This is a genomic window from Vreelandella sp. DA03-1M (assembly GCF_055725665.1).
In genome coordinates this window covers 2936551-2957343 of record NZ_CM146798.1, presented here as the reverse complement: position 1 = coordinate 2957343, position 20793 = coordinate 2936551, and the positions used below count along the sequence as shown (strand labels likewise).

The following is a 20793-nucleotide window of genomic DNA, read 5'->3' as shown; positions in this document are numbered from 1 at the left end:
GTATGAACGAATTGGCGCATGTCAGTAGTGGAAACAAGGTCGCTCTGGTGTTGGGCAGTGGCGGTGCGCGCGGCTATGCGCATATCGGGGTGATTGAAGCACTTGAGGCGCGGGGCTTTGAAATCATCGCCGTATCAGGATGCTCGATGGGCGCGCTGATCGGTGGTATTTACGCGGCAGGCAAGCTGCCGGAATACCGCGATTGGGTGTGCAACCTTGACTATTTGGATGTGCTCAAATTAGTCGACGTGACCTGGAGCCCCATGGGCGCGATGCGTGCCAGCAAGGTCATGAACAAGCTGGAAACGCTGGTGGGCGATATCTTAATTGAAGACCTCGCGATTCCAGTGACAACGGTGGCAACGGATCTGGTTCGCCAGCGGGAAGTGTGGTTTCAAAATGGACCCTTATTGCAAGCGATTCGTGCTTCAATTGCCGTGCCGGGGGTAATAACGCCAGTGCATTTGGGTGATCAAGTGTTGGTGGATGGCGGGTTGCTTAACCCGCTGCCGATCATGCCTGTGGTGGCGGCTCATCAAGCGGATTTTGTGGTGGCGGTCAACGTGACCGCGCATAGCCCGCTGCCAGTCACCATGGAGGAATTGCTGCCTAAGGAAGAGGAGGCGACCGATAGCCGTAGCAAAAAAGAGATTGAGCGCGATCAAAACATGGGTAACTGGATGGGGGATGTGCGCGCCGCTACGCGAAAACTGTGGGCGGGGCTGGGAGCGAATGGTGAGGGGGCAAGCGGAGAGGGCGAAGAGCTGGAGGAGACCACTGAAGCCCGTGGTAAGCGGGAGTGGAGCAAGCTCGATATGATTCTGGAGTCGTTTGATATTACCCAGGCAGCGCTGGCCAAGTACAAGGTGGCGGGCTACCCGCCCGACGTGCTGATAGAAATACCCAAAACAGTCTGCAGTACCTATGAATTCCACCGCGGCAAGGAGTTGATTCGTCTGGGCAGACATTTGGCCGATGAAGCGCTGGAGCGGCGCATGCCAAGTATCGCGTCCGACGCTGCCGAGTAACGGCTACTGGCTTCGCTTGCGCAGCAATATATACACCGCACCGGTGCCACCATCGATATCGATAGCCGAGCAGAAAGCCAGCACGCCGGGCCACTCACGTAACCAGGCATTGGTATGGCTTTTAAGCACAGGAAAGTCAGACGTGGTGCCCCACGCTTTGCCATGCACTACCAGTACGCAGCGCAAGCCTTGGCTGGCGGCGTCGCGCAAAAAACTCTCCAACTCCGCACGCGCCTCTTCCAGCGTATAGCCGTGCATATCAAGTCCCGCTTGCCACGCCGTTTGCCCACGTTTTAGTTGGCTAAACGTACGCCATGGTAAATCCGGTACACAAAACTCTAAATACTCAGAGGGGCGCACGGCCTCCACCCGGCCATCTGAGGTGCGCCCGCTGGACTGAGGCGTATTGCTTTCAACAGCCGCATGACGTCTAGCCTCATGGGCCTTACCGTCAATTTTAGGTTTGCCTGGATCGGCCTGGTTAGTCGCGATACGGCGCACGCCTGCCGCCTTTAACGCATCGCGGAAGGCATTGATATCGTCATCGTCGGGCAGGTGGCGGCGTCGCGTCATGGTAGGCTCGGGTGGCAAAAAAGTGGCAAATAAAGGTGAAACAGATAAAGACGCACAGTATAGCGGGCTGAGCGTTGCTGTGAACCGGACGGCGTGAAAGGTACAATCTTTTTATTCGTTGCATGAATAAGGCTTTATCAGCTGCATTCATCATTATCGTCAACCAGGAGCCGCTGTGACCACGCATCTAAACGTTGAGCATCCTCACTCAACCCTTTCCCTGTCGGAGTCGTTGCTGGTGAGCCAGCTCTTTACCCTACGCGACTATCTGCGCTGGGTCTCCAGCGAGTTTTATCTGGCGGGCCTGCACTACGGCCATGGTACCGATTCTGCCTGGGATGAGGCGGTAGCGCTCTGCCTGGGTGCTCTGCACTTGCCGTGGAACATCGATCCCAGTGTGCTCGAGGCGCGGCTGCTGCCCGTAGAACGGCAGCGGATTATTGCTCTGGCACGGGAGCGTGTTACCACCCGCCGTCCGCTTCCCTATTTATTGGGCGAGAGCTTTTTTGCCGGCCATCCGTTCAGTGTCGATGAACGGGTACTGATTCCGCGCTCGCCGATTGCCGAGCTGATTGAAGACGGCTTTGCCGCCTGGTTTCCTGAAGAGCCGCCTGCCAGTGTGCTGGATTTATGCACCGGTTCTGGCTGTATCGGCATTGCGACGGCGCTTTATTTACCGACCTGCGAAGTGGCGCTTGCCGATGTTAGTCAGGATGCCTTGGCCGTGGCCCGCCAGAACATTACCCGCCACGATGTGGGCGACCGGGTGCGGGCGGTCGAATCGGACGTATTCAGCGGTTTAGAAGGCCGACGCTTTGATTTGATCGTCTCTAACCCGCCTTATGTCGATGCCCGTGACCTTGCCACTATGCCTGCCGAGTTTCGCCACGAGCCTTCACTGGCCCTGGGAGCCGGTAGCGATGGGTTGGATATAGTGCGGCGCATTTTGCGCGAGGCGCGGGAACACTTAACCGATGAGGGCTGGCTGATTGTAGAAGTCGGCAACTCTGACCGCCATGTGGAAGCGGCATTTCCGGATGTCGCTTTTCTATGGCTTGAATTCGAGCGTGGCGGCCAGGGTGTTTTTGCTCTGAGCGCCGCTGAACTCGACGCCCATGCGGCGTCTTTCGTGTGAGGAATTAACGGCCATGTCTGGCAATACGTTTGGCAAACTATTCAGTGTGACTACCTTTGGTGAGAGCCACGGACCTGCGCTTGGCGCTATTGTGGATGGCTGTCCGCCTGGGCTGCCGTTAAGCGAAGCCGATTTACAGCTCGACCTGGATCGCCGCAGGCCGGGCAGTTCGCGGCATACCACTCAGCGCAAAGAACCCGATCAGGTGCGCATTCTGTCCGGTGTGTTTGAAGGCAAAACCACGGGTACCTCGATCGGCTTGCTGATTGAGAACACCGATCAGCGCTCTAACGACTACTCGAAAATCAAAGAGCAGTTTCGGCCAGCCCACGCGGATTACACCTACCACCATAAATATGGCCACCGCGACTATCGCGGGGGCGGGCGCTCCAGTGCCCGTGAAACTGCTATGCGGGTGGCTGCCGGGGCGATTGCCAAGAAGTATCTAGCCGCCCAGGGCGTCCAGATTCGTGGCTATATGAGCCAGTTAGGCCCTATCAAGATTGAGTTCAAACAGTGGGAATCGGTGGGTCAAAATGCGTTTTTCTGCCCCGACCCGGAGCGCGTCGCTGAACTGGAAGCCTATATGGATCAACTGCGTCGCGACCAGGATTCGGTAGGTGCTGAAATTACCGTGATTGCCGAAGGCGTGCCGGTCGGGCTGGGTGAACCCGTCTTTGACCGCCTGGATGCTGATCTGGCGCATGCTTTGATGAGTATCAATGCGGTAAAAGGGATTGAGATTGGCGCAGGGTTTGGCTGTATCGCCCAGCGGGGCAGCGAGCACCGTGATGAGATGACGCCAGAGGGCTTTCTTTCCAACCACGCAGGCGGAGTGCTCGGTGGCATCTCTAGTGGGCAGCCGATTGTAGCGCGCTTAGCGCTGAAGCCCACTTCCAGCATCACTACGCCGGGCCGCTCTATCGATATTCATGGTCAGGCAGTTGAGGTGGTGACTAAAGGGCGCCACGACCCCTGCGTAGGGATTCGCGCAACGCCCATTGCTGAGGCGATGATGGCGATTACGCTGCTGGATCACTGGCTGCGTCAGCGTGGTCAGAATGGTGACGTTAGCGTTGACACGCCCCGTTTAACTCAGCGATAACGCATCACGGTGAGGTTTGCAGTTCGCTGCTACACTCAAACAAAACAAATGCATGAGCAGTCGTCATGAAAAACAGTGCAGGAGCCGCCTATGAAGATTAACGTTGAGTTTGATCTTACCCCCGATGAGTTTCGCCAATCACTGGGGCTGCCTGATGTCGAAGCTTTCCAGAAAAATTTGCTAGAGAATATTCAGCGGCAGATGGAGTCTGGAGTAGAAGGCTACGACCCTATGAGCCTAATGCGGCCTTTCCTGCAGCAACCGATGATGCAACAGGGGCTTTCCCAGGGGCTAGCTAATTTCGGTACTTACCAGCAAATGATGCTCGATATGCTGCGGCAAGCGGGCAGCGCCAGCACTTCTTCGGCCCACAGCAATGATGATGAGAAGGCGGGGGGGACTAGCTCTAAAAGCAATTCGGAAAGTGCTACTTCCAGCAAAGCAAAGTCAACGGCATCGTCACGTTCCCGTTCTGAATCCAAACGCAGCGGCACATAGATTGAAGCAAGCAGTTAACGCGCATTAACTTAGCAGGTGGTTCTACACCTGTTGAGGTAGGGCAGAGTAATATGGCAAAGCGGTTCAGGCTTGCACGGTGATACTGGAATGACGCCACTGTTGCAATGCAGCATGCCAAAGATTACTCTTTTTGCAGAGCAGCAACGCTACATCACGGTGAGTCACTCCAAGGCTCATGCCAAGGAACGATACAGGAGCAGACACTATGCAAGACAATATGATGGACGCCTTTAACGCCCAAACTAAGCAGATGTTTGAGCCCATGCGAAAAATTAATTCGCTGATGCTCAATAATATGGAAAAAATGACCCAGTATCAGTTGGAAGCCATGAAGCGCTACAGCCAGATGGGGACTGAGCGCATGCGTAGCGCCACTGAAATTCAAGATGCAGAAAGCCTGCGTGATTTCGGCACCAAGCAAGCCGAGATGATGAACGAACTTTCCCAGCAGATGCAGGAAGACGCGCGGGTGATGAGTGAAATGAGCCTGCAGTTTAAATCTGAAATGGAAAAGATGTTCAGTGAAGCCGGGCAGCAAATGTCCGACCAAGCCAAGGCTACTGCGAAAGGGGAGCAACCTGCGAAAGCCTCCAGCCAGTCAACGCGCAAAAGCTGATTGACGACATCATCGCGGCGCCTTAGGGCGCCGCGATGCATTTAAAACGTTGCAACTATAAATAAAATATTACAACGATAAAACCTTGTCATATAGAAGCCTTATTGTATAAAAACTTAGCTATATAACAGCTTGGTCTTGGTCAAAGTGGTCGGTGCGCCTGGAGAGGGCGTAGGGAGAGTTAGTATGCAGTCAGCGTGGCACAATCCGTTCCAGGCATTATCATCAGGGCTTTCTCAAGGGCTAGCCGATGAAATAGCCAAGGGCTTACCTGACGGGTTATCTCAGGCAGAGCTTGAAGAGTGGCATAATCAACTCAAAGAGATCGGTGAGCAGTATCAAGGATTGATGCAGGATCTGCTTTCCCGTATTGCACCAAGTGAAGCCGCCGACTCCATTTATAGCGATATGCGCGAAAGCTTTGAAGCGGGTGCGCAGTCGCTGATGCAGAATCCTACCCTGCTGTGGGAAACCCAGGCCCGGTTGGTGCAGGATCAGTGGCTGTTGTGGCAGCAAGCCATGCGCGGGATGGCTGGCGAGCAGGTTACCCCGTTGATCATGCCGGCCAAAAATGACCGCCGTTTTAAAGACGAGGCGTGGACACAAGACCCGCACTATATGGCTATCATGCAGCAGTACCTACTGTTTTCGCAGATGGTGGAAGAGCTGGTTGAAAGCCTAAGCGGTTTAGACGAAACCAAAAAGCGTAACCTGATGTTTTACGCGCGCCAGTTGGTCAACGCGATGGCGCCGACAAATTTTATGGGCACCAACCCTGAAGTCATGCGCCGCACGCTTGAAACCCGTGGACAGAACTTGGTGGATGGATTAGCTCGCCTGCGCGAAGACTTGGGCAATTCTGCCGAGGGTATCAATGTCTGCATGACGGATCGCGGCGCTTTTGGCGTGGGTGAAAATATCGCCGTAACACCCGGGGCAGTGGTCTACGAAAACGAATTGATCCAGTTGATCCAGTACACCCCCACCACGGAAAAAACCTTTAAAACGCCGTTGCTAATGGTGCCGCCGTGGATCAATAAGTACTACATTCTTGACCTACGTGAAGATAACTCAATGGTTAAGTGGCTGGTGGATCAAGGCCATACCGTCTTTCTGATCTCCTGGCGTAACCCTGGCCCTGAACAACGCGATATCACCTGGGCCGACTATATGCAGATGGGGCCCATCAGCGCGATGGAAGCCATCGAACAGGCCTGTGGTGAGAAGTCGGTCAATCTACTCAGCTATTGCGTGGGGGGCACACTAGCCGCCTCTACAGTGGCCTATCTCACCAGCACGCGGCGTGGGCGCAAAGTAAAGTCGGTTACTTATATGGCGACGCTGCAGGATTTTCGTGACCCTGGCGATATCGGCGTATTTCTTAATGAGCGAGTGGTAGAAGGCATTGAGCAGACGCTGCAGTTGAAAGGCTATCTTGATGGTCGTTCAATGGCATATACCTTTAACTTGCTGCGTGAAAATGATCTATTTTGGTCGTTTTACATCAATAATTATTTAAAGGGCGAAACGCCCGCCGCCTTTGACCTGCTTTACTGGAACACGGATGGCACCAACCTTCCTGCCGGGACGCACGCTTGGTACCTGCGCTATATGTACCTGGAGAACCGTCTAGTTGAGCCTGGCGGCATTGAATTGGATGATGTGAAAATAGACCTGCGTAAAGTCTCCACACCCAGCTATTTCGTGTCCACCAAAGAGGATCACATCGCCAAGTGGAACAGTACCTATTATGGAGCGTTGTTACCTAAAGGGCCGGTCACCTTCGTATTGGGCGGGTCAGGCCATATTGCGGGTATTGTTAATCCACCTCATAAAAACAAGTACGGCTACTGGACGAACGATGCGCTGCCGGAAACGCATGAAGAATGGCTAGCAAACGCAGCGCCTCATGAAGGCTCTTGGTGGCCCCACTGGCAGTCTTGGATGACTGAAAATGGCTATGCCGATAGCGAAAAGATGGTGCCTATGCGCCAACCTGGCGATGGTGAGCTCAAAGTGATTGAGCCTGCGCCAGGGCGCTACGTGAAGATGACGATTCCAGAGGTACTAGGGGAAATTCCAGCTAAGTCTTAATGGATACCTAAAAGATTGTGCATGGATGCCCTAACGGGTCGCGAGTTAAAGGTACTCCCCAACAGAAAAGCCCGCTGATATTTGTCAGCGGGCTTTTTTTCGTCAAGATCAGTTACGAATCAAGTAGTCGAAAGCGCCGAGCGATGCTTTAGCACCTTCGCCCATGGCGATAATGATCTGCTTGTAGGGCACGGTAGTAACATCGCCTGCGGCAAACACGCCGGGTACGGATGTCATGCCATGGGCATCGACAATGATTTCACCACGTGGCGTCATTTCGATCGGTGAGCCTTTCAACCACTCGGTGTTAGGTACCAGACCAATCTGAACAAAAATACCTTCTAACGCGATGGATTTGCTCTCATCAGTCGTACGGTCTTTATAGTTCAAGCCATTGACACGGCTGCCGTCACCGGTGACTTCGGTCGATTGTGCGTTGAGAATGATATCAACGTTAGGCAGGCTCTTGAGCTTTTTCTGCAGCACCGCATCAGCGCGCATCTCGCCCATAAACTCAACCAGCGTGACGTGGCCGACAATGCCTGCCAAGTCAATCGCCGCTTCTACGCCAGAGTTACCACCACCAATGACGGCTACCCGCTTGCCTTTGAACAACGGACCGTCACAGTGAGGACAGTAGGCAACCCCTTTGTTGCGATACTGCTGCTCGCCGGGCACGTTCATCTCACGCCAGCGGGCGCCTGTCGCCAGTACTAGCGTCTTGCTCTTCAGCTTAGCGCCGGACTCAAACGATACTTCGTGAAGGCCGCCTTCTGTCTCGGCAGCTTTAAAGGAAGTAGCAAGCTGCAGGTTCATGACGTCAACTTCGTAATCTTTGACATGCTCTTCTAGCGCGCTGACCATTTTCGGGCCTTCGGTGTGTGACACCGAAATGAAGTTTTCAATGCCCATGGTGTCCGCCACCTGACCACCGAAGCGCTCAGCGGCAACGCCGGTATTGATGCCTTTGCGCGCCGAGTAGATAGCCGCCGCAGCACCTGCCGGGCCACCACCAATGACAAGCGTATCGAAAGCGGCTTTTTCGCTCAGCTTTTTGGCATCGCGTTCGGCGGCACCGGTATCAACCTTGGCCAGAATCTGTTCAAGCGTCATGCGGCCCTGGTCGAACGGTTTACCGTTCAAATAGACGCTCGGCACCGACATGATTTCCCTAGACTCGACTTCATCCTGAAACAGTGCGCCGTCAATAGCGACGTGGCGCACGTTCGGGTTGAAGATGGCCATCAAATTGAGTGCCTGAACCACGTCCGGGCAGTTCTGGCACGACAGCGAATAATAGGTCTCGAAAAGCATCTCGCCATCTAATGCTCGAACCTGATCAAGCAATTCGTCAGACGTCTTAGGCGGATGACCGCCAACGTGCAGCAGGGCAAGCACTAACGAGGTGAACTCGTGGCCCATAGGAATGCCTGCAAACACCACGCCAGTCTCTTCACCGGGGCGGTTGATCGCAAACGATGGCGTACGTGCATCCTGACCATCGCTGTGCAAGGTAATCTTGTCGCTCAGGCTGCTGATATCTTCCAACAGACCAAGCAATTCTTGTGACTTGGCACCGTCATCGAGGGACGCAACGATCTCGAACGGCTGAGTCACTTTTTCCAGATACGCTTTTAACTGGGATTTTAAATTGGCGTCCAGCATGACAGTAGCTTCCTCGCAGATAACAGACGTATTGAACACACGTGTGTGACGGTGCTAATCAGTAATACTTTAAAAAACTGTTAACAGGTTTAATAACAGTTTTAAAACAGAACGCCCGGGCGAAACCCGGGCGTTGAACATGCACACCCTTGCGCAGCAAAAAAGAGCAAGGATGTGAAAACCGCGAGCGGTTTAGATTTTGCCTACCAGGTCCAGAGAAGGAGCGAGTGTCTCTTCGCCTTCTTTCCACTTGGCTGGGCACACTTCGTTCGGGTTAGCACGAACGTATTGGGCGGCTTTCACTTTGCGCAGCAGTTCTTCGGCATTACGACCGATGTTGCCTGCGTTAATTTCGACGATCTGGATTTTGCCGTCGGGGTCGACAACAAAGGTGCCGCGCTCGGCAAGACCGGCTTCTTCGATCAAGACTTCAAAGTTACGTGAAATGCGCAGCGTCGGATCCGCAATCATCGGGTACTGAAGTTTGCCGATGGTGTCAGAGCTGTCGTGCCATGCCTTGTGAGTAAAGTGGGTATCGGTTGAAACGCTGTAGATTTCAACGCCCAGTTTTTTGAACTCAGCATAGTTGTCGGCTAAGTCACCAAGCTCAGTCGGGCAAACAAAAGTGAAGTCAGCGGGATAGAAGAAAAAGATGGACCACTGACCCTGCATGTCGGCTTCAGTAACATCAACAAATTCGCCATTCAAATAGGCAGTTGCTTTAAACGGCTTAACTTCAGTGTTGATCAATGACATTCAGATAATCTCCAGGATTGGTGAATGAATAATGTGAAATTGTTGATAATACTAATGGCTAACGATTAATGGCTAAAATTAAGAATAGCCATGCCATCAATAGCATTTCTCTATTGGCCAGGCGGTTGTCGTTGCACTAGCTGGTTAATGGGGTCGATGAAGCAAAATACAAGAATTTTTCACATTGGCTTGCGGTAGGCGTCACTGCACCGCAAAATTCGCACGGTCAGTATTATGGCCTACGCTATTGTTAGCCGCTGAGGGCTGTTGCCGGCAGCAGCAGGGCGCACTTGGTATGAAGACACTTGGCAAAACATTTGGCTGAACTGCTTAGTGAATGCTGAATTGTTTAATGACTAGTTGAGACAACAGGAGCAGTGATAATGGGGAACATCCACAAACTTTCCGCGGCCGTTGCGGCTATCTCATTCGCTGCAGCGGCTAGCGCTGCCCACGCCGACGAGGTGCGGGTGTTTAACTGGTCAGATTACATTGCCCCGGAAACGCTGGAAAAATTCACCGAGCGTACCGGCATTGAAGTGACCTACGACGTTTACGACAGTAATGAAATCCTTGATGCCGCCTTGCTCGCCGGGCGTTCCGGTTACGATGTGGTCGTGCCATCCACTTACTATTTTACCCGCCAAGTGAAAGCTGGCGTGTTCCAGCCACTGAACCACGAGTTACTGCCCAATTTAGATAACCTCAACCCAGAGCTGATGGCTAACCTGGAAACCATCGACGCCGGTAGCGAATACTCGGTCCCTTATATGTGGGGCACCAATGGGATCGGCTATAACGTTGAGCGGGTAAAAGAAATCCTCGGTGACGACGCCCCCTTGGACAGCTGGGCGCTGTTGTTTGATCCTGAAATAACCGGCGCACTGAGCGAGGCGGGCTGTGGCTTGTCAATGCTGGATTCCGCTGATGAGATGTTGTCACCCGCCATGGCGTATTTAGGCTTAGACCCGCTCAGCGAAAATATTGACGATATCGAAGCGGCGGGTGAGCTGGTTGCTAGTGTTCGCGACGATATGACCTATTTCCACTCGTCACGCTATGTGTCTGACCTGGCGAATGGCGATATTTGCGTCGCCGCAGGCTACTCCGGTGATGTTTTCCAAGCCGCTGCTCGTGCTGAAGAAGCAGGACGCGACTTCTCTATTGGCTATAGCATCCCCAAGGAAGGCGCTGCCCTTTGGTTCGACATGATGGCGGTGCCCGCTGACGCGCCGAACACTGAAAACGCTCATGCCTTTATCAACTTCATTCTTGACCCGGAAATTGCCGCCGAGATCACCGAGTATGTACGCTATGCCAACCCTAACTTGGCGGCTAATGAATATCTCTCTGATGAAATCCTGAATGATCCGGCGATTTACCCGACTACCGATGTCATGCAAAACCTGTACGTACAGGCTGAAAAGCCTCAAGATGTGCTTCGCGCACGTACACGGATCTGGAATCGTGTAAAGTCCGGTCGTTAAACCGACATTTATCCGACGGCGAGCCAGAGGCATTCCCTCACTGGCTCGCTGTTCGTCTTTATTAATGCCCGGGTTGCCGGGCCTTTTGATGGGAGTGGCGAATGGTCACTACGCCCCTGTCGAACGAGCCTTCATCTGCTGCGCCAACGACTCCTTCTTCGTCACGACCCCAGGGCAAAACCCCACGGTTTGCCGAGGATGTCGTGCTGGAAGTGAAACGCTTAAGCAAACGGTTTGATGATGCGCTGGCGGTGGATGATGTCAATTTGCAGGTTAAACGCGGGGAAATTTTCGCGCTATTAGGTGGCTCCGGGTCGGGTAAATCCACCCTGCTGCGGATGTTGGCGGGCTTTGAAACGCCCTCCGAAGGCAGGGTTTTATTAGACGGTGAGAATATCACCGCTATGCCCCCGCACAAGCGACCTATCAATATGATGTTCCAGTCCTATGCGCTATTTCCGCATATGACAGTGGCGCAGAATATTGCCTTTGGCTTAAAGCAGGACAAGCTCCCCAAAGCGGATGTCGACGCTCGCGTCGCGCAAATGTTGAAGCTGGTGCATATGGAGCGCTTTGCCAAGCGCAAACCGCATCAGCTCTCTGGCGGCCAGCGCCAGCGGGTCGCGCTGGCACGTTCGCTGGCCAAGCGGCCCAAGCTGTTGCTGTTAGACGAGCCTATGGGCGCGCTGGATAAAAAGCTGCGCACTGAAATGCAGCTTGAAGTGGTTGAGATCATTGAGCAGGTGGGTGTGACCTGCATTATGGTCACTCACGACCAGGAAGAGGCGATGACCATGGCCGACCGTGTGGCGATCATGGCTGATGGCTGGATAGAACAGATAGGTTCGCCCATCGATATTTATGAAAGCCCGGTGAGCCGCATGGTGGCGGAATTCGTCGGTACGGTGAATCTGTTTGAAGGCGAGATTATCGAAGACGCTGCCGACCACTGCCGCATTGCCGCTCCCGCGCTCGAGCGCCCCATCTATATTGACCATGGTATTACCACACAGGCGTCGAATCGTCGGGTTTGGGTCGCACTTCGACCTGAAAAAATCTGGCTAACCCGCGAGGAACCCACTACTGAATATAACTGGGCGGAAGGCAAGGTGGATGATATCGCCTACCTAGGTGGTTTCTCGCTCTATTACGTGCGCACCCAGTCGGGCCAGATCATTAAAGTCAGTATGGCCAATACAGAGCGTCGCGGTGATCGACCCACCTGGGAAGACAGTGTGTATGTCTACTGGGAAGATCACAGTACGATTGTTTTGAACCGCTAGTGTCTTGAGCTGCTAACGTTTTGAATTGCGATAGTGATGCATTCCTTACCGCGAGGAGGCTGCCTTTAATGAAGTTATCTCGTTCTTCAGCACTGCTCAAACGCTTGCAGTTAGGGCGTCGAGCAGTGATTGCGTTTCCGCTCGTGTGGCTGACGCTGTTTTTTTTACTGCCCTTTGCGCTAGTGCTCAAAATCAGCCTGTCCGAGGCGGCGATTGCGATTCCGCCTTACGGGCCACTGCTTGAGTATGCCGACCAGACGCTGCATGTCTTTTTAAACCTGGGCAACTATCTCTTTCTCCTTTCAGATTCGCTTTATATTGCCGCCTATTGGGGCTCAGTCAAAACTGCGTTCATAGCGACGGTGGCTTGTCTGCTGATCGGCTACCCAATGGCGTATGCCATGGCGCGGGCACCGGCTCGCTGGCAGCTGCTGTTACTGCTGCTGGTCATGCTGCCTTCGTGGACGTCGTTTCTGATTCGTGTCTACGCCTGGATGGGTATTTTAAGCAATAGCGGGTTGATCAATAACCTGCTGATAGGGATAGGTCTGATCGATTCTCCACTACGCATGATGAATACCCAGTTTGCGGTCACGATTGGTATCGTTTACGCCTACTTGCCGTTTATGGTGTTGCCGCTGTATGCCCACCTAACCCGGATGGATAATTCGTTATTGGAAGCCGCTGCTGACCTGGGTTCGCGCAAGATCAATACCTTTATAAAAATTACTTTGCCGCTCTCTATGGGGGGGATTGTCGCCGGTTCGATGCTAGTGTTTATCCCGGCGGTAGGCGAGTTCGTGATTCCCGAGTTGCTTGGCGGCCCGGACACATTAATGATCGGTAAGGTGTTGTGGGAGGAGTTTTTCCTAAACCGCGACTGGCCCGTGGCGTCGGCGCTGGCCATGGTGATGCTGCTGCTCTTACTAGTGCCGATTGTCTGGTTCCATCGCTATCAGTCCAAGGAGCTAGCGTCATGAGCAGCCTGCGACGGATCAACTTCTCAACGGTCATGCTGGTGCTTGGCCTGCTGTTTCTTTACCTACCGATGTTTGTGCTGGTGGTGTATTCGTTTAACGCCTCAAAACTGGTCACCGTGTGGGCTGGCTTTTCTACCCAATGGTACGGTGAACTATTTCGTGACGAGCAGATTCTATCGGCGGTGTGGACGAGCCTAAGGATCGCATTTTTCGCTGCCAGCATGGCGGTTTGCCTGGGCACCGTGGCAGCCTTCGTAATGACGCGCTATGGCCACTTCCGCGGTAAAACGGCGCTATCCAGCATGGTCACAGCGCCGCTGGTGATGCCCGAAGTCATAACGGGTCTTTCACTGCTGCTGCTATTTGTGCAGATGGCGCAGATTACCGGCTGGCCAGCCGACCGGGGTATGGCGACCATTTGGATTGCCCATACCACTTTTTGTAGTGCCTACGTGGCGGTCGTGGTGGCTGCGCGGCTGAGGGAAGTAGATCATTCCATTGAAGAGGCCGCCATGGATTTGGGCTCACCTCCAGTGAAAACCTTCTTCTCTATCACGCTGCCGATCATTACTCCCGCGTTGGCAGCAGGCTGGCTGCTGGCGTTTACCCTCTCGCTGGATGACCTGGTGATCGCCAGCTTTGTTTCAGGCCCAGGGGCTAATACGCTGCCGATGGTGGTGTTTTCGTCGGTGCGCATGGGGGTGTCGCCGAAGATCAATGCGCTTGCTACCTTGATCATCCTAACGGTATCGCTGGCGACACTGTTGGCGTGGTTTTTTATGCGGCGTAATGAGACCCGGCGAAAGGCTGCTTTACGAGACGTTTAGATCAAGCTACAGCACGTCGTCGTCACGCCCAGCGACGACGCTTTCGAGTTCTCCGCTCATCGGCGAGACGATGACTTGTAGCTGGATGGGCGCACAGCATTGGTGGCAATCCTCCCAGGTGTCATGACTGCCCTGTGACGTATCAATCAGGAAGGTCAGCGGTGAATCGCAGTAGGGGCAGTGAAAGTCATAATTGACCAGAGCGTCGTCTTGCATTGTTGGTTACCTTGTATTGCGGATGCGCTAAGTCAGTTTCTTACCCAATGAGTGTAGCAGTGTGGTCGTCGGGTAGGGCATCGTGGGATTGAATCAGGTAGGATATCTCAGGATTTAAGTTCCCAAAGCAACGCAGCGAGAGTAGCGATGATGTTACGTAACATGGCAGTAGCGGCCCTAGTGGCCTTTCCGATGGTCGCGTTGGCTGAAACCCCCAATGTCACCGCTGGTGAGTGGGAGTTTGTGAGCAAAACCAGCGTTACCGGCGAAATGGAAATTCCGGATCAAACGGAAACCGAGCGCCAGTGTATTACTCAGGAAGAGCTTGAGGGCGCTGAGTTCGGCTTCATCGAAGAAGAAGAGGGCTGTGAGCTACTCGATCAGGATTTGAACGCAGACGGTCTTAGTTACAGCATGGTGTGCCGTGCTGAAGGTGGCGAAGCCACCATCGATGGCGAAATGCGTTTTATGGGTGAGCGGATTGAAGGCAGTGTCGATATCCTGACCCAGTCGCCCATGGGGGAGCTGAGCATGAACACGGTCATTGAAGGCGAGTACCTAGGCGAGTGTGAGTAACCGCCAACTGCTTTACTAAGGGTGCCAAATGGCACCCTTTTTTATTGAGGTTGTCACTGCAAGGAGTGAAACGACGAAGCTTCGCAATGACACTCCCCTATGTCATTGCGTATAGGGACTCCTCCCCGGTTGCAAGCGACGATGATGAACAACATAAGCCGATGCGTGCGTATAGTCGGTCTCTCAATGGGGACGCTATCCCCTGACCCTGATGAACGTCGCGCACCTTCTCTCCTCAACGAACGATAGGCTTTTTCAGCCATCGCAATGATCAGGTTTCGAGAAGGCCGGTCTGACCTGTTTTTCATCCATCGTTGCTCAGCAACAAGGTAGCCGCCTGTCGGCGCTTAGGCGCTGATGGTGCTACCGCTTAGCTCACCATCAGCGCTGAACCGTCGTTAAACTCTCTACAATAGGACTGACCGCTGTGCAGAACCGCCCAGGCGGTTCGTACTGTCTTGTTCGCTAACGCGACAGCCGCTTTGTTCTTGCCAACGCGAGCGACCAGGGATCGTAGCCAACGACTTTTAGCATCCTGTTTGTCACCCACGGTGTTGATGACCGAGTGCGCGCCACGTATCAGGGCGGCTTTCAGTGAGACTTGACCCGTTCGGCCAATGCCCTTGATGCTCGCGGTGCCACCACTGCTGTGTTGCTTCGGCGTTAATCCCAGATAGGCTGACGCTTGGCGACCTTGCTTGAACGCGTCGCCGTTACCGAGGGCGCTATAGAGCTGCGTGGCGACCACCGGCCCCACACCCTCTATCGCCAGTAGTTGGCGACAAGGCCCCACGGCGTGACTCATCTGCTCCACCCGTTTATCCAGTGACTGAATACGCTCATTGAGCCGATCCAGCTCCGTCATTTGTTCAGCGAGTAAGTCACGCATCAGCATTGAGAGTTCGTTGTCGGCATCTTCTAGGGCGCGCCATACACGTTGCTTTAATGCCTTCTGACCACGACCGCTAATCACACCGTATTCCTGTCATAGTCCATGAACTTGATTGATCAACTGGGTGCGCTGATGAATGTACCTTTCCCGAATGCGGTGCAGGCTCTGAATATCCTGCTGCTCGACGCTTTTGAGCGGTACAAAGCGCATGTCTGGGCGCAAACCCGCCTCTACAATAGCGAGGGCGTCATTGGCATCTGTCTTGTGCCCCTTGCGAAAAGGCGTCACAAACTGGGGCGAAATGAGGGCAACGCTATGGCCGAGGGCCTGCAGCTGTCGCGCCCAATAATGCGATCCACCGCACGCCTCCATGAACACCCGACAGGCCGGTTGGCGGCGCATAAAATCCAAGACCTGATGCCGTTTAAGCTCTTTGTTGACCTGAACACGCGGGCGGCGAGTGTCGACAACACACACTTGAAAAACACGCTTTGCCAGATCAATACCGATTATCTTATGCTTGTTCATGACTCTTCCCCTCCGCATTGAAGTGGTTCAACTATCAATGTAGCTCTCTGAAGCTTCGAGAGGGGAGGAGTCCCTTTCATTGAGGAGCCCGCGACGAAGCAATCTCAAGCGTGCGGCGGCCTCTAAAAACCAGATTGTTCATCTCCCGCCCAAATTGCCACGCTTCAGTCGCAATAACATCACTCAGATGGTGCGTTGGCAATTTCCTCCTCCAGCTGTCGCTTCACTGCGCCTGGCGATCCTGTATGGCGTGCCAGCAGGTCGTAAGCCACGGGCACGACAAACAGCGTAAACAGCGTGGCCGAACCGACCCCCGCCATAATCACAGTGCCGATCACCAAACGCGATTCTGCGCCAGGGCCGGTGGAAATAATCAGCGGAATGGCGCCGGCCATGGTGGTCACGGCGGTCATTAAGATGGGCCTTAAGCGCGTCACAGAGGCTTCAATCAACGCCGCACGGAACGCTTTCCCCTCATCGCGCAACTGGTTAGCAAACTCGACAATTAGAATGCCGTTTTTCGCCGCCAGCCCAATCAACAGCACCAAGCCAACTTGGCTGTAGATATTCAGCGACTGACCGCTGAGCAGCAGGGCAAGCAAAGCGCCGCTCATCGCGAGTGGCACCGTGAGCATAATCACAAAGGGATGGATCAGGCTCTCGAACTGCGCTGCTAACACCAAAAAGACCACTAGCGCGCCCAGTATCAGCAGGAACGCGGTGGCGCCGCTGGCCTCTTGGAAGTCCCGCGAGGCGCCTGCCACATTGGTTTGCGCCTCTTCGGGCAGTAGCTTGGCGGCGCTCTGCTCTAAATAGGCCAAGGCTTCGCCGAGGGGGTAGTCATCCGCCAGGTTGGCTTCAATGGTAATCGCCCGTATACGGTCAAACCGGTTCAGGGTGCTGGCGCCAGCAAAGTCGGAGAGGGTGACCAAGCTGGCCAGGGGGATCAACTCACCTGTGCGCGCAGATCGCACCTGAATGTTATCCAACGCCCTCGGGCTGTTTTGATTGCCGCGGTCACCTTCCAAAATGACGTCGTACTCTTCACCGTCATCCACGTAGCGAGTGACGTTACGGCCGCCTAGCAGCACTTCAAGCGTTCTGCCGATCTCGGTGACCGTAACGCCCAGCGAAGCAGCACGCTCGTAGTCAATATCGACTCTTAGCTGCGGCTGGGTTTCGTTGTAGTTGCTCTCCAGTGCCATCAAGCGCGGGTTGTCTTCACGCACATGATCGATCAGCGTATCGCGCCAGCGGGCAAGCTCTTCGTATGTCCCGCCGCCCAGCACAAACTGCACCGGCTTTTGGGTACGCTGCCCAAACCCTTGGCGCATCACCGGGAAGGCTTGTACCCCTGGCAACGTACGCAGCTTTTCGCGTACTTCGCCCATGATCTCCCAGGCACTGCGTCGACTGCCCCAGTCGGCCATATTGACGATAATAAAGCCGCTATTAAAATTCTCGATGTTGCCGTAGCCACGAGGGGCGCGAACGACGACGCGCTCCAACTCACCGCTCTCCACCAGTGGCGTCATCCGCGCTTCGATCTCATCCATATAGTCCATCATGTAGTCGAAGGTGGCACCTTCGGGGCCATTCACCAATACGATAAAGTTGCCGCGATCCTCCTGAGGCGTGTATTCGTTGGGCAGTACCGTGGCCAGCCAGGCGGTGGCACCTATCAGCAATACAAACGCCGCGACCACCAGCCAGCGCATTTTGAGCATCCACTCTAACGTGGCCTGATAGCGGCGTTGAGTGCCGCTGAGAAGCCACTGCACGGCTTTTCCAATCCGGCTGTCGTGCATGCCCGGCTTAAGAATTTTAGACGCCATCATCGGCGTAAGCGTTAGTGCCAACAGGGTCGAGACCACAACCGCCGCGGCCATGGTCAGCGCGAACTCGGAAAAGAGTCGGCCAATATCGCCTTGCAACATACTGAGTGGCAAGAAAACCGCCACCAACACCAGAGTGGTGGCGATAACTGCAAAAGCGATCTGTCGAGTACCGCGAAAGGCGGCGACCAGCGGTGTCTCGCCGTAGTCGTGCATACGCCGGTTTATATTTTCAAGCACGACGATGGCATCATCGACAATCAGGCCGATCGCCAGCACCAGCGCCAGCAGCGTTAGCAGGTTGATTGAGAAATTCATCGCGGCCAGAGCGGTAAAAGCCCCAATAACGGCAATCGGAACGGTCACCGCAGGTACCAGGGTAGTGCGCAAATTGCCCAAAAACATAAAGATCACTACCACCACCAGGCCCATGGCGATAAACAGTGTCATAACGACCTGCTCAATCGCCCCGGAGACGAACAGCGATGCGTCGTAGTTCAGGCTTAGCGACATGCCTTCGGGCAGGGTGCTCTGCAGGCGTTCGAGTTCGACCTGAACGGCTTCGGAGAGCTCTATTACGTTGGCCGTCGACTGCATGATCATACCCAGGCCGACCATGGGGATGCCGTTAGAGCGGAAAACAGAACGATCCTCCACCGCGCCGACTTCTACTCTTGCTACGTCAGCAAGGCGCACCAGATAGCCGTTTTCCGCCTGGTTTTGAGGAGAGGTGAGGGCGAGGCGCTGAAAATCTTCGGCGCTGGCAAAGCTGCGGGGGAGACGGACAATAAACTGCCGATCTTCGGATTCAAGCGAGCCTGCCGGTAGCTCTACGTTCTCTGCTCGTAGTGCATCTTCGATATCGCTAACGGTAAGTCCGCGTGCGGCCAAGGCATTGCGATCCAGCCACACCCGCATGGCGTAGTCACTGCCGCCGCCGACACGCACCCGTGCTACCCCCGGCTGAACGGAAAGGCTGTCGACCAGAAAGCGGTTAGCGTAGTCGGTCAGCTCGGTGATGGAGTAGTCTTCGCCGGATAGGCTTAGCCACACCACTATCTCTTCGCTGCTATCGGCTTTGGTAACCTCTGGGTTGTCAGCATCGTCGGGTAGGTTGCGCAGTGCGCCGGAGATACGGTCGCGAATATCATTGGCGGCGGCATTGATATCCATATCGATGCCAAACTCGATCTCGATCTGAGAGCGACCATCTTCGCTTTGCGAGGTAATTAGCTCGATGCCTTCAACACCCGCAATGCGGTCTTCTAATACCTGGGTAATACGTGTTTCGACAACGCTGGCCGAGGCGCCGGGGTAGCGGGTATCGATGGTGACCACTGGCGGGTCGATGGTGGGGTACTCTTGAAGCGGCAAACGATTGAGCGCTAGCAGACCAAAGGCAACAATCAGCGCCGCAATCACCATCGCCAGTACCGGTCGCTGTACAGAGATATCCGATAAGCGCATTAGCGGTCGGCCTCCAGCAGCGCTCGGATACCGGTCTCGTCATCGGCGATCCCGATTAACCTGGCTTCTTGTCCATCTCTGGCTAGCTGTAGACCATGAAAGACAATTAAATCGTTGGCGGTGAGCCCCTCAAGAATTTCCACCTCGCCATTGCGCCGCTCGCCGATCGCCACTTCGCGCCGTGCCAAGCGTGTGCTACCTTCACTCTGCTCAATTAGCATCACGAAGTGACGGTCACCGCTAGGCTCTATGGCAGCCTCAGGGATGACGACAGTATCGCGTACGCGCTGTTGAACGATCACTTCCATCAGCATGCCAGGGCGCAGGCGGCCGTCGGCATTATCGAGATCAGCGCGGACGCTTACGCTGCGCGTTATTGGATCCACCCGTGTGCCGATGGTGGCAATTTCACCGCTAAAGAGGGCGTCAGGGTAGGCGGCAGTCGTGGCGTTGAGCATCAAGCCTGGCGATAGGCGACCAAGAAATACTTCTGGAACGCTGAAGTCGAGCTGCATAACATCCAATTTATCAAGCGTCACCAGGTCCATGCCTGGGGTGACCAGAGCGCCAATACTGATATTGCGAAAGCCCACACGGCCGCTGAAGGGCGCTTTTATCTGGTAATTAGCCAACTCCGCTTCAATCGCTTGTATATCGGCATCTGCCTGGCGCAGCCGTGATTGGCTATCTTCTACATCGGCCCGGGCCGCCAGATTGCGTTCTTGCAGCTGGGAAGCGCGATTTGACGCGTTGCGCCGCTCTTCGCGAAGTGCCTGGGACGCCCTAAGCTGCGCCTGCTCCTCGGCATCCTCTAGGCGAATAAGCAGCTGCCCCTCTTCAACCTGCTCGCCGTCACGGAAATTGATCTCGGCAACGATGTCCGTGACCGTAGCTGATAGCGTCACGCTCTCATCGGCACGAAGGGTTCCCAAGGCTTCTAGTGGATCCGACCAGGTCGTCACGATCGCGCGGGTGCCGATGACTGAGGGCGCCGATTGGGCCAACGCTGCGCAGGAAAGTAAAAGGGTGAGGGGCACAAGCGCAAGTCGCAACAGCCGTCGTCGATGAAAGGGCAAAAGCATAGGGTTCTCAGCGTTAGATAATATTTATACAATTATTGTATATGGTAATTTGGCCATATAATAATTTTTAAGTGCGACCCTGTTAGAATGCCTGCTTTTTATAGCGGGAATCGCCCTCAATATGAGCTG

General features: G+C 54.5%; 17 protein-coding genes and 1 pseudogene. 11 read left to right on the top strand and 7 right to left on the bottom strand.

The features are described 5' to 3' along the window. The first annotated feature begins 2 nt into the window (after positions 1-2). Entirely contained in the window at positions 3-1028 is a 1026-nt protein-coding gene (locus ACXUPB_RS13890) for a patatin-like phospholipase family protein (protein ID WP_472952956.1), read from the top strand. Between the two features lie 3 nt (positions 1029-1031). On the opposite strand, the gene ACXUPB_RS13885 is transcribed toward ACXUPB_RS13890, so the two are convergent. Then, on the bottom strand, positions 1032-1601 hold the full coding sequence (locus ACXUPB_RS13885) for a Smr/MutS family protein (RefSeq protein WP_472952954.1): 570 nt from the start codon (positions 1599-1601) through the stop codon (positions 1032-1034). A 175-nt stretch (positions 1602-1776) separates the two neighbouring features. Here ACXUPB_RS13885 and prmB point away from each other — a divergent pair, with 175 nt between their 5' ends. From prmB to phaC, 5 genes are all read left to right on the top strand, one after another. After that, entirely contained in the window at positions 1777-2736 is a 960-nt protein-coding gene (gene prmB, locus ACXUPB_RS13880) for a 50S ribosomal protein L3 N(5)-glutamine methyltransferase (RefSeq protein WP_179915782.1), read from the top strand. A gap of 13 nt (positions 2737-2749) precedes the next feature. Then, positions 2750-3841 carry a chorismate synthase gene (aroC, locus tag ACXUPB_RS13875; protein ID WP_008959602.1) on the top strand — a complete coding sequence of 364 codons (1092 nt, stop codon included), beginning with the start codon at positions 2750-2752 and terminating at the stop codon, positions 3839-3841. Between the two features lie 90 nt (positions 3842-3931). After that, on the top strand, positions 3932-4339 hold the full coding sequence (locus ACXUPB_RS13870; RefSeq protein ID WP_335598316.1) for a hypothetical protein: 408 nt from the start codon (positions 3932-3934) through the stop codon (positions 4337-4339). A gap of 226 nt (positions 4340-4565) precedes the next feature. After that, positions 4566-4976, top strand: coding sequence for a phasin family protein (locus ACXUPB_RS13865; RefSeq protein ID WP_335598315.1), 411 nt, complete (start codon positions 4566-4568; stop codon positions 4974-4976). A 186-nt stretch (positions 4977-5162) separates the two neighbouring features. Continuing rightward, positions 5163-7070: a class I poly(R)-hydroxyalkanoic acid synthase gene (phaC, locus tag ACXUPB_RS13860; protein ID WP_472952951.1), complete on the top strand. Its 1908-nt coding sequence runs from the start codon at positions 5163-5165 to the stop codon at positions 7068-7070. Between the two features lie 108 nt (positions 7071-7178). Here the strand turns inward: phaC and ahpF are convergent, their stop codons facing one another. Together ahpF and ahpC are read right to left on the bottom strand one after the other, a co-directional pair. Continuing rightward, positions 7179-8735, bottom strand: coding sequence for an alkyl hydroperoxide reductase subunit F (gene ahpF / locus ACXUPB_RS13855; RefSeq protein ID WP_336274964.1), 1557 nt, complete (start codon positions 8733-8735; stop codon positions 7179-7181). Between the two features lie 192 nt (positions 8736-8927). Further along, positions 8928-9485 (bottom strand): alkyl hydroperoxide reductase subunit C, encoded by a 558-nt coding sequence (gene ahpC / locus ACXUPB_RS13850; RefSeq protein WP_431313221.1) that lies wholly within the window; start codon positions 9483-9485, stop codon positions 8928-8930. Positions 9486-9874: 389 nt separating this feature from the next. Here ahpC and ACXUPB_RS13845 point away from each other — a divergent pair, with 389 nt between their 5' ends. From ACXUPB_RS13845 to ACXUPB_RS13830, 4 genes are all read left to right on the top strand, one after another. Then, entirely contained in the window at positions 9875-10978 is a 1104-nt protein-coding gene (locus tag ACXUPB_RS13845) for a polyamine ABC transporter substrate-binding protein (RefSeq protein WP_472952949.1), read from the top strand. A gap of 101 nt (positions 10979-11079) precedes the next feature. Next, positions 11080-12261 carry an ABC transporter ATP-binding protein gene (locus ACXUPB_RS13840; protein WP_472952947.1) on the top strand — a complete coding sequence of 394 codons (1182 nt, stop codon included), beginning with the start codon at positions 11080-11082 and terminating at the stop codon, positions 12259-12261. 68 nt (positions 12262-12329) lie between these two features. Beyond that, the gene (locus ACXUPB_RS13835) at positions 12330-13241 is read left to right on the top strand and encodes an ABC transporter permease subunit (RefSeq protein ID WP_472952946.1); all 912 of its coding nucleotides are present in this window, start codon (positions 12330-12332) and stop codon (positions 13239-13241) included. Next, complete coding sequence (locus ACXUPB_RS13830; RefSeq protein WP_472952944.1) at positions 13238-14068, top strand: ABC transporter permease subunit; 831 nt, start codon at positions 13238-13240, stop codon at positions 14066-14068. The genes ACXUPB_RS13835 and ACXUPB_RS13830 overlap by 4 nt, the downstream gene beginning before the upstream one ends. A gap of 6 nt (positions 14069-14074) precedes the next feature. On the opposite strand, the gene ACXUPB_RS13825 is transcribed toward ACXUPB_RS13830, so the two are convergent. Continuing rightward, the gene (locus tag ACXUPB_RS13825) at positions 14075-14284 is read right to left on the bottom strand and encodes a zinc ribbon domain-containing protein (RefSeq protein ID WP_035563260.1); all 210 of its coding nucleotides are present in this window, start codon (positions 14282-14284) and stop codon (positions 14075-14077) included. Positions 14285-14431: 147 nt separating this feature from the next. Between ACXUPB_RS13825 and ACXUPB_RS13820 the strand changes: the two genes are divergently transcribed. After that, on the top strand, positions 14432-14860 hold the full coding sequence (locus tag ACXUPB_RS13820) for a DUF3617 domain-containing protein (protein ID WP_350359371.1): 429 nt from the start codon (positions 14432-14434) through the stop codon (positions 14858-14860). 370 nt (positions 14861-15230) lie between these two features. Here ACXUPB_RS13820 and ACXUPB_RS13815 read toward each other — a convergent pair. The 3 genes and pseudogenes from ACXUPB_RS13815 to ACXUPB_RS13805 form a co-directional block, all read right to left on the bottom strand. Beyond that, positions 15231-16280 (bottom strand): annotated as a pseudogene (locus ACXUPB_RS13815) (IS110 family RNA-guided transposase). A 179-nt stretch (positions 16281-16459) separates the two neighbouring features. Next, positions 16460-19582 (bottom strand): efflux RND transporter permease subunit, encoded by a 3123-nt coding sequence (locus ACXUPB_RS13810; protein WP_472952942.1) that lies wholly within the window; start codon positions 19580-19582, stop codon positions 16460-16462. Then, a complete protein-coding gene (locus ACXUPB_RS13805; protein WP_472952940.1) occupies positions 19582-20664 on the bottom strand; it encodes an efflux RND transporter periplasmic adaptor subunit in 1083 nt (360 codons plus the stop codon). The genes ACXUPB_RS13810 and ACXUPB_RS13805 overlap by 1 nt, the downstream gene beginning before the upstream one ends. Positions 20665-20793: the final 129 nt, after the last annotated feature.

Bases quoted from the DNA above. Each gene is read 5' to 3' on its own strand.
- ACXUPB_RS13825 (WP_035563260.1), bottom strand. From the start codon at position 14,284: ATGCAAGACGACGCTCTGGTCAATTATGACTTTCACTGCCCCTACTGC.
- phaC (WP_472952951.1), top strand. From the start codon at position 5,163: ATGCAGTCAGCGTGGCACAATCCGTTCCAGGCATTATCATCAGGGCTT.
- ACXUPB_RS13820 (WP_350359371.1), top strand. From the start codon at position 14,432: ATGATGTTACGTAACATGGCAGTAGCGGCCCTAGTGGCCTTTCCGATG.
- ACXUPB_RS13810 (WP_472952942.1), bottom strand. From the start codon at position 19,582: ATGCGCTTATCGGATATCTCTGTACAGCGACCGGTACTGGCGATGGTG.
- ACXUPB_RS13885 (WP_472952954.1), bottom strand. From the start codon at position 1,601: ATGACGCGACGCCGCCACCTGCCCGACGATGACGATATCAATGCCTTC.
- ACXUPB_RS13845 (WP_472952949.1), top strand. From the start codon at position 9,875: ATGGGGAACATCCACAAACTTTCCGCGGCCGTTGCGGCTATCTCATTC.
- ahpF (WP_336274964.1), bottom strand. From the start codon at position 8,735: ATGCTGGACGCCAATTTAAAATCCCAGTTAAAAGCGTATCTGGAAAAA.
- ACXUPB_RS13805 (WP_472952940.1), bottom strand. From the start codon at position 20,664: ATGCTTTTGCCCTTTCATCGACGACGGCTGTTGCGACTTGCGCTTGTG.
- ACXUPB_RS13870 (WP_335598316.1), top strand. From the start codon at position 3,932: ATGAAGATTAACGTTGAGTTTGATCTTACCCCCGATGAGTTTCGCCAA.
- aroC (WP_008959602.1), top strand. From the start codon at position 2,750: ATGTCTGGCAATACGTTTGGCAAACTATTCAGTGTGACTACCTTTGGT.
- ACXUPB_RS13835 (WP_472952946.1), top strand. From the start codon at position 12,330: ATGAAGTTATCTCGTTCTTCAGCACTGCTCAAACGCTTGCAGTTAGGG.
- ACXUPB_RS13830 (WP_472952944.1), top strand. From the start codon at position 13,238: ATGAGCAGCCTGCGACGGATCAACTTCTCAACGGTCATGCTGGTGCTT.
- ACXUPB_RS13890 (WP_472952956.1), top strand. From the start codon at position 3: ATGAACGAATTGGCGCATGTCAGTAGTGGAAACAAGGTCGCTCTGGTG.
- ACXUPB_RS13840 (WP_472952947.1), top strand. From the start codon at position 11,080: ATGGTCACTACGCCCCTGTCGAACGAGCCTTCATCTGCTGCGCCAACG.
- ACXUPB_RS13865 (WP_335598315.1), top strand. From the start codon at position 4,566: ATGCAAGACAATATGATGGACGCCTTTAACGCCCAAACTAAGCAGATG.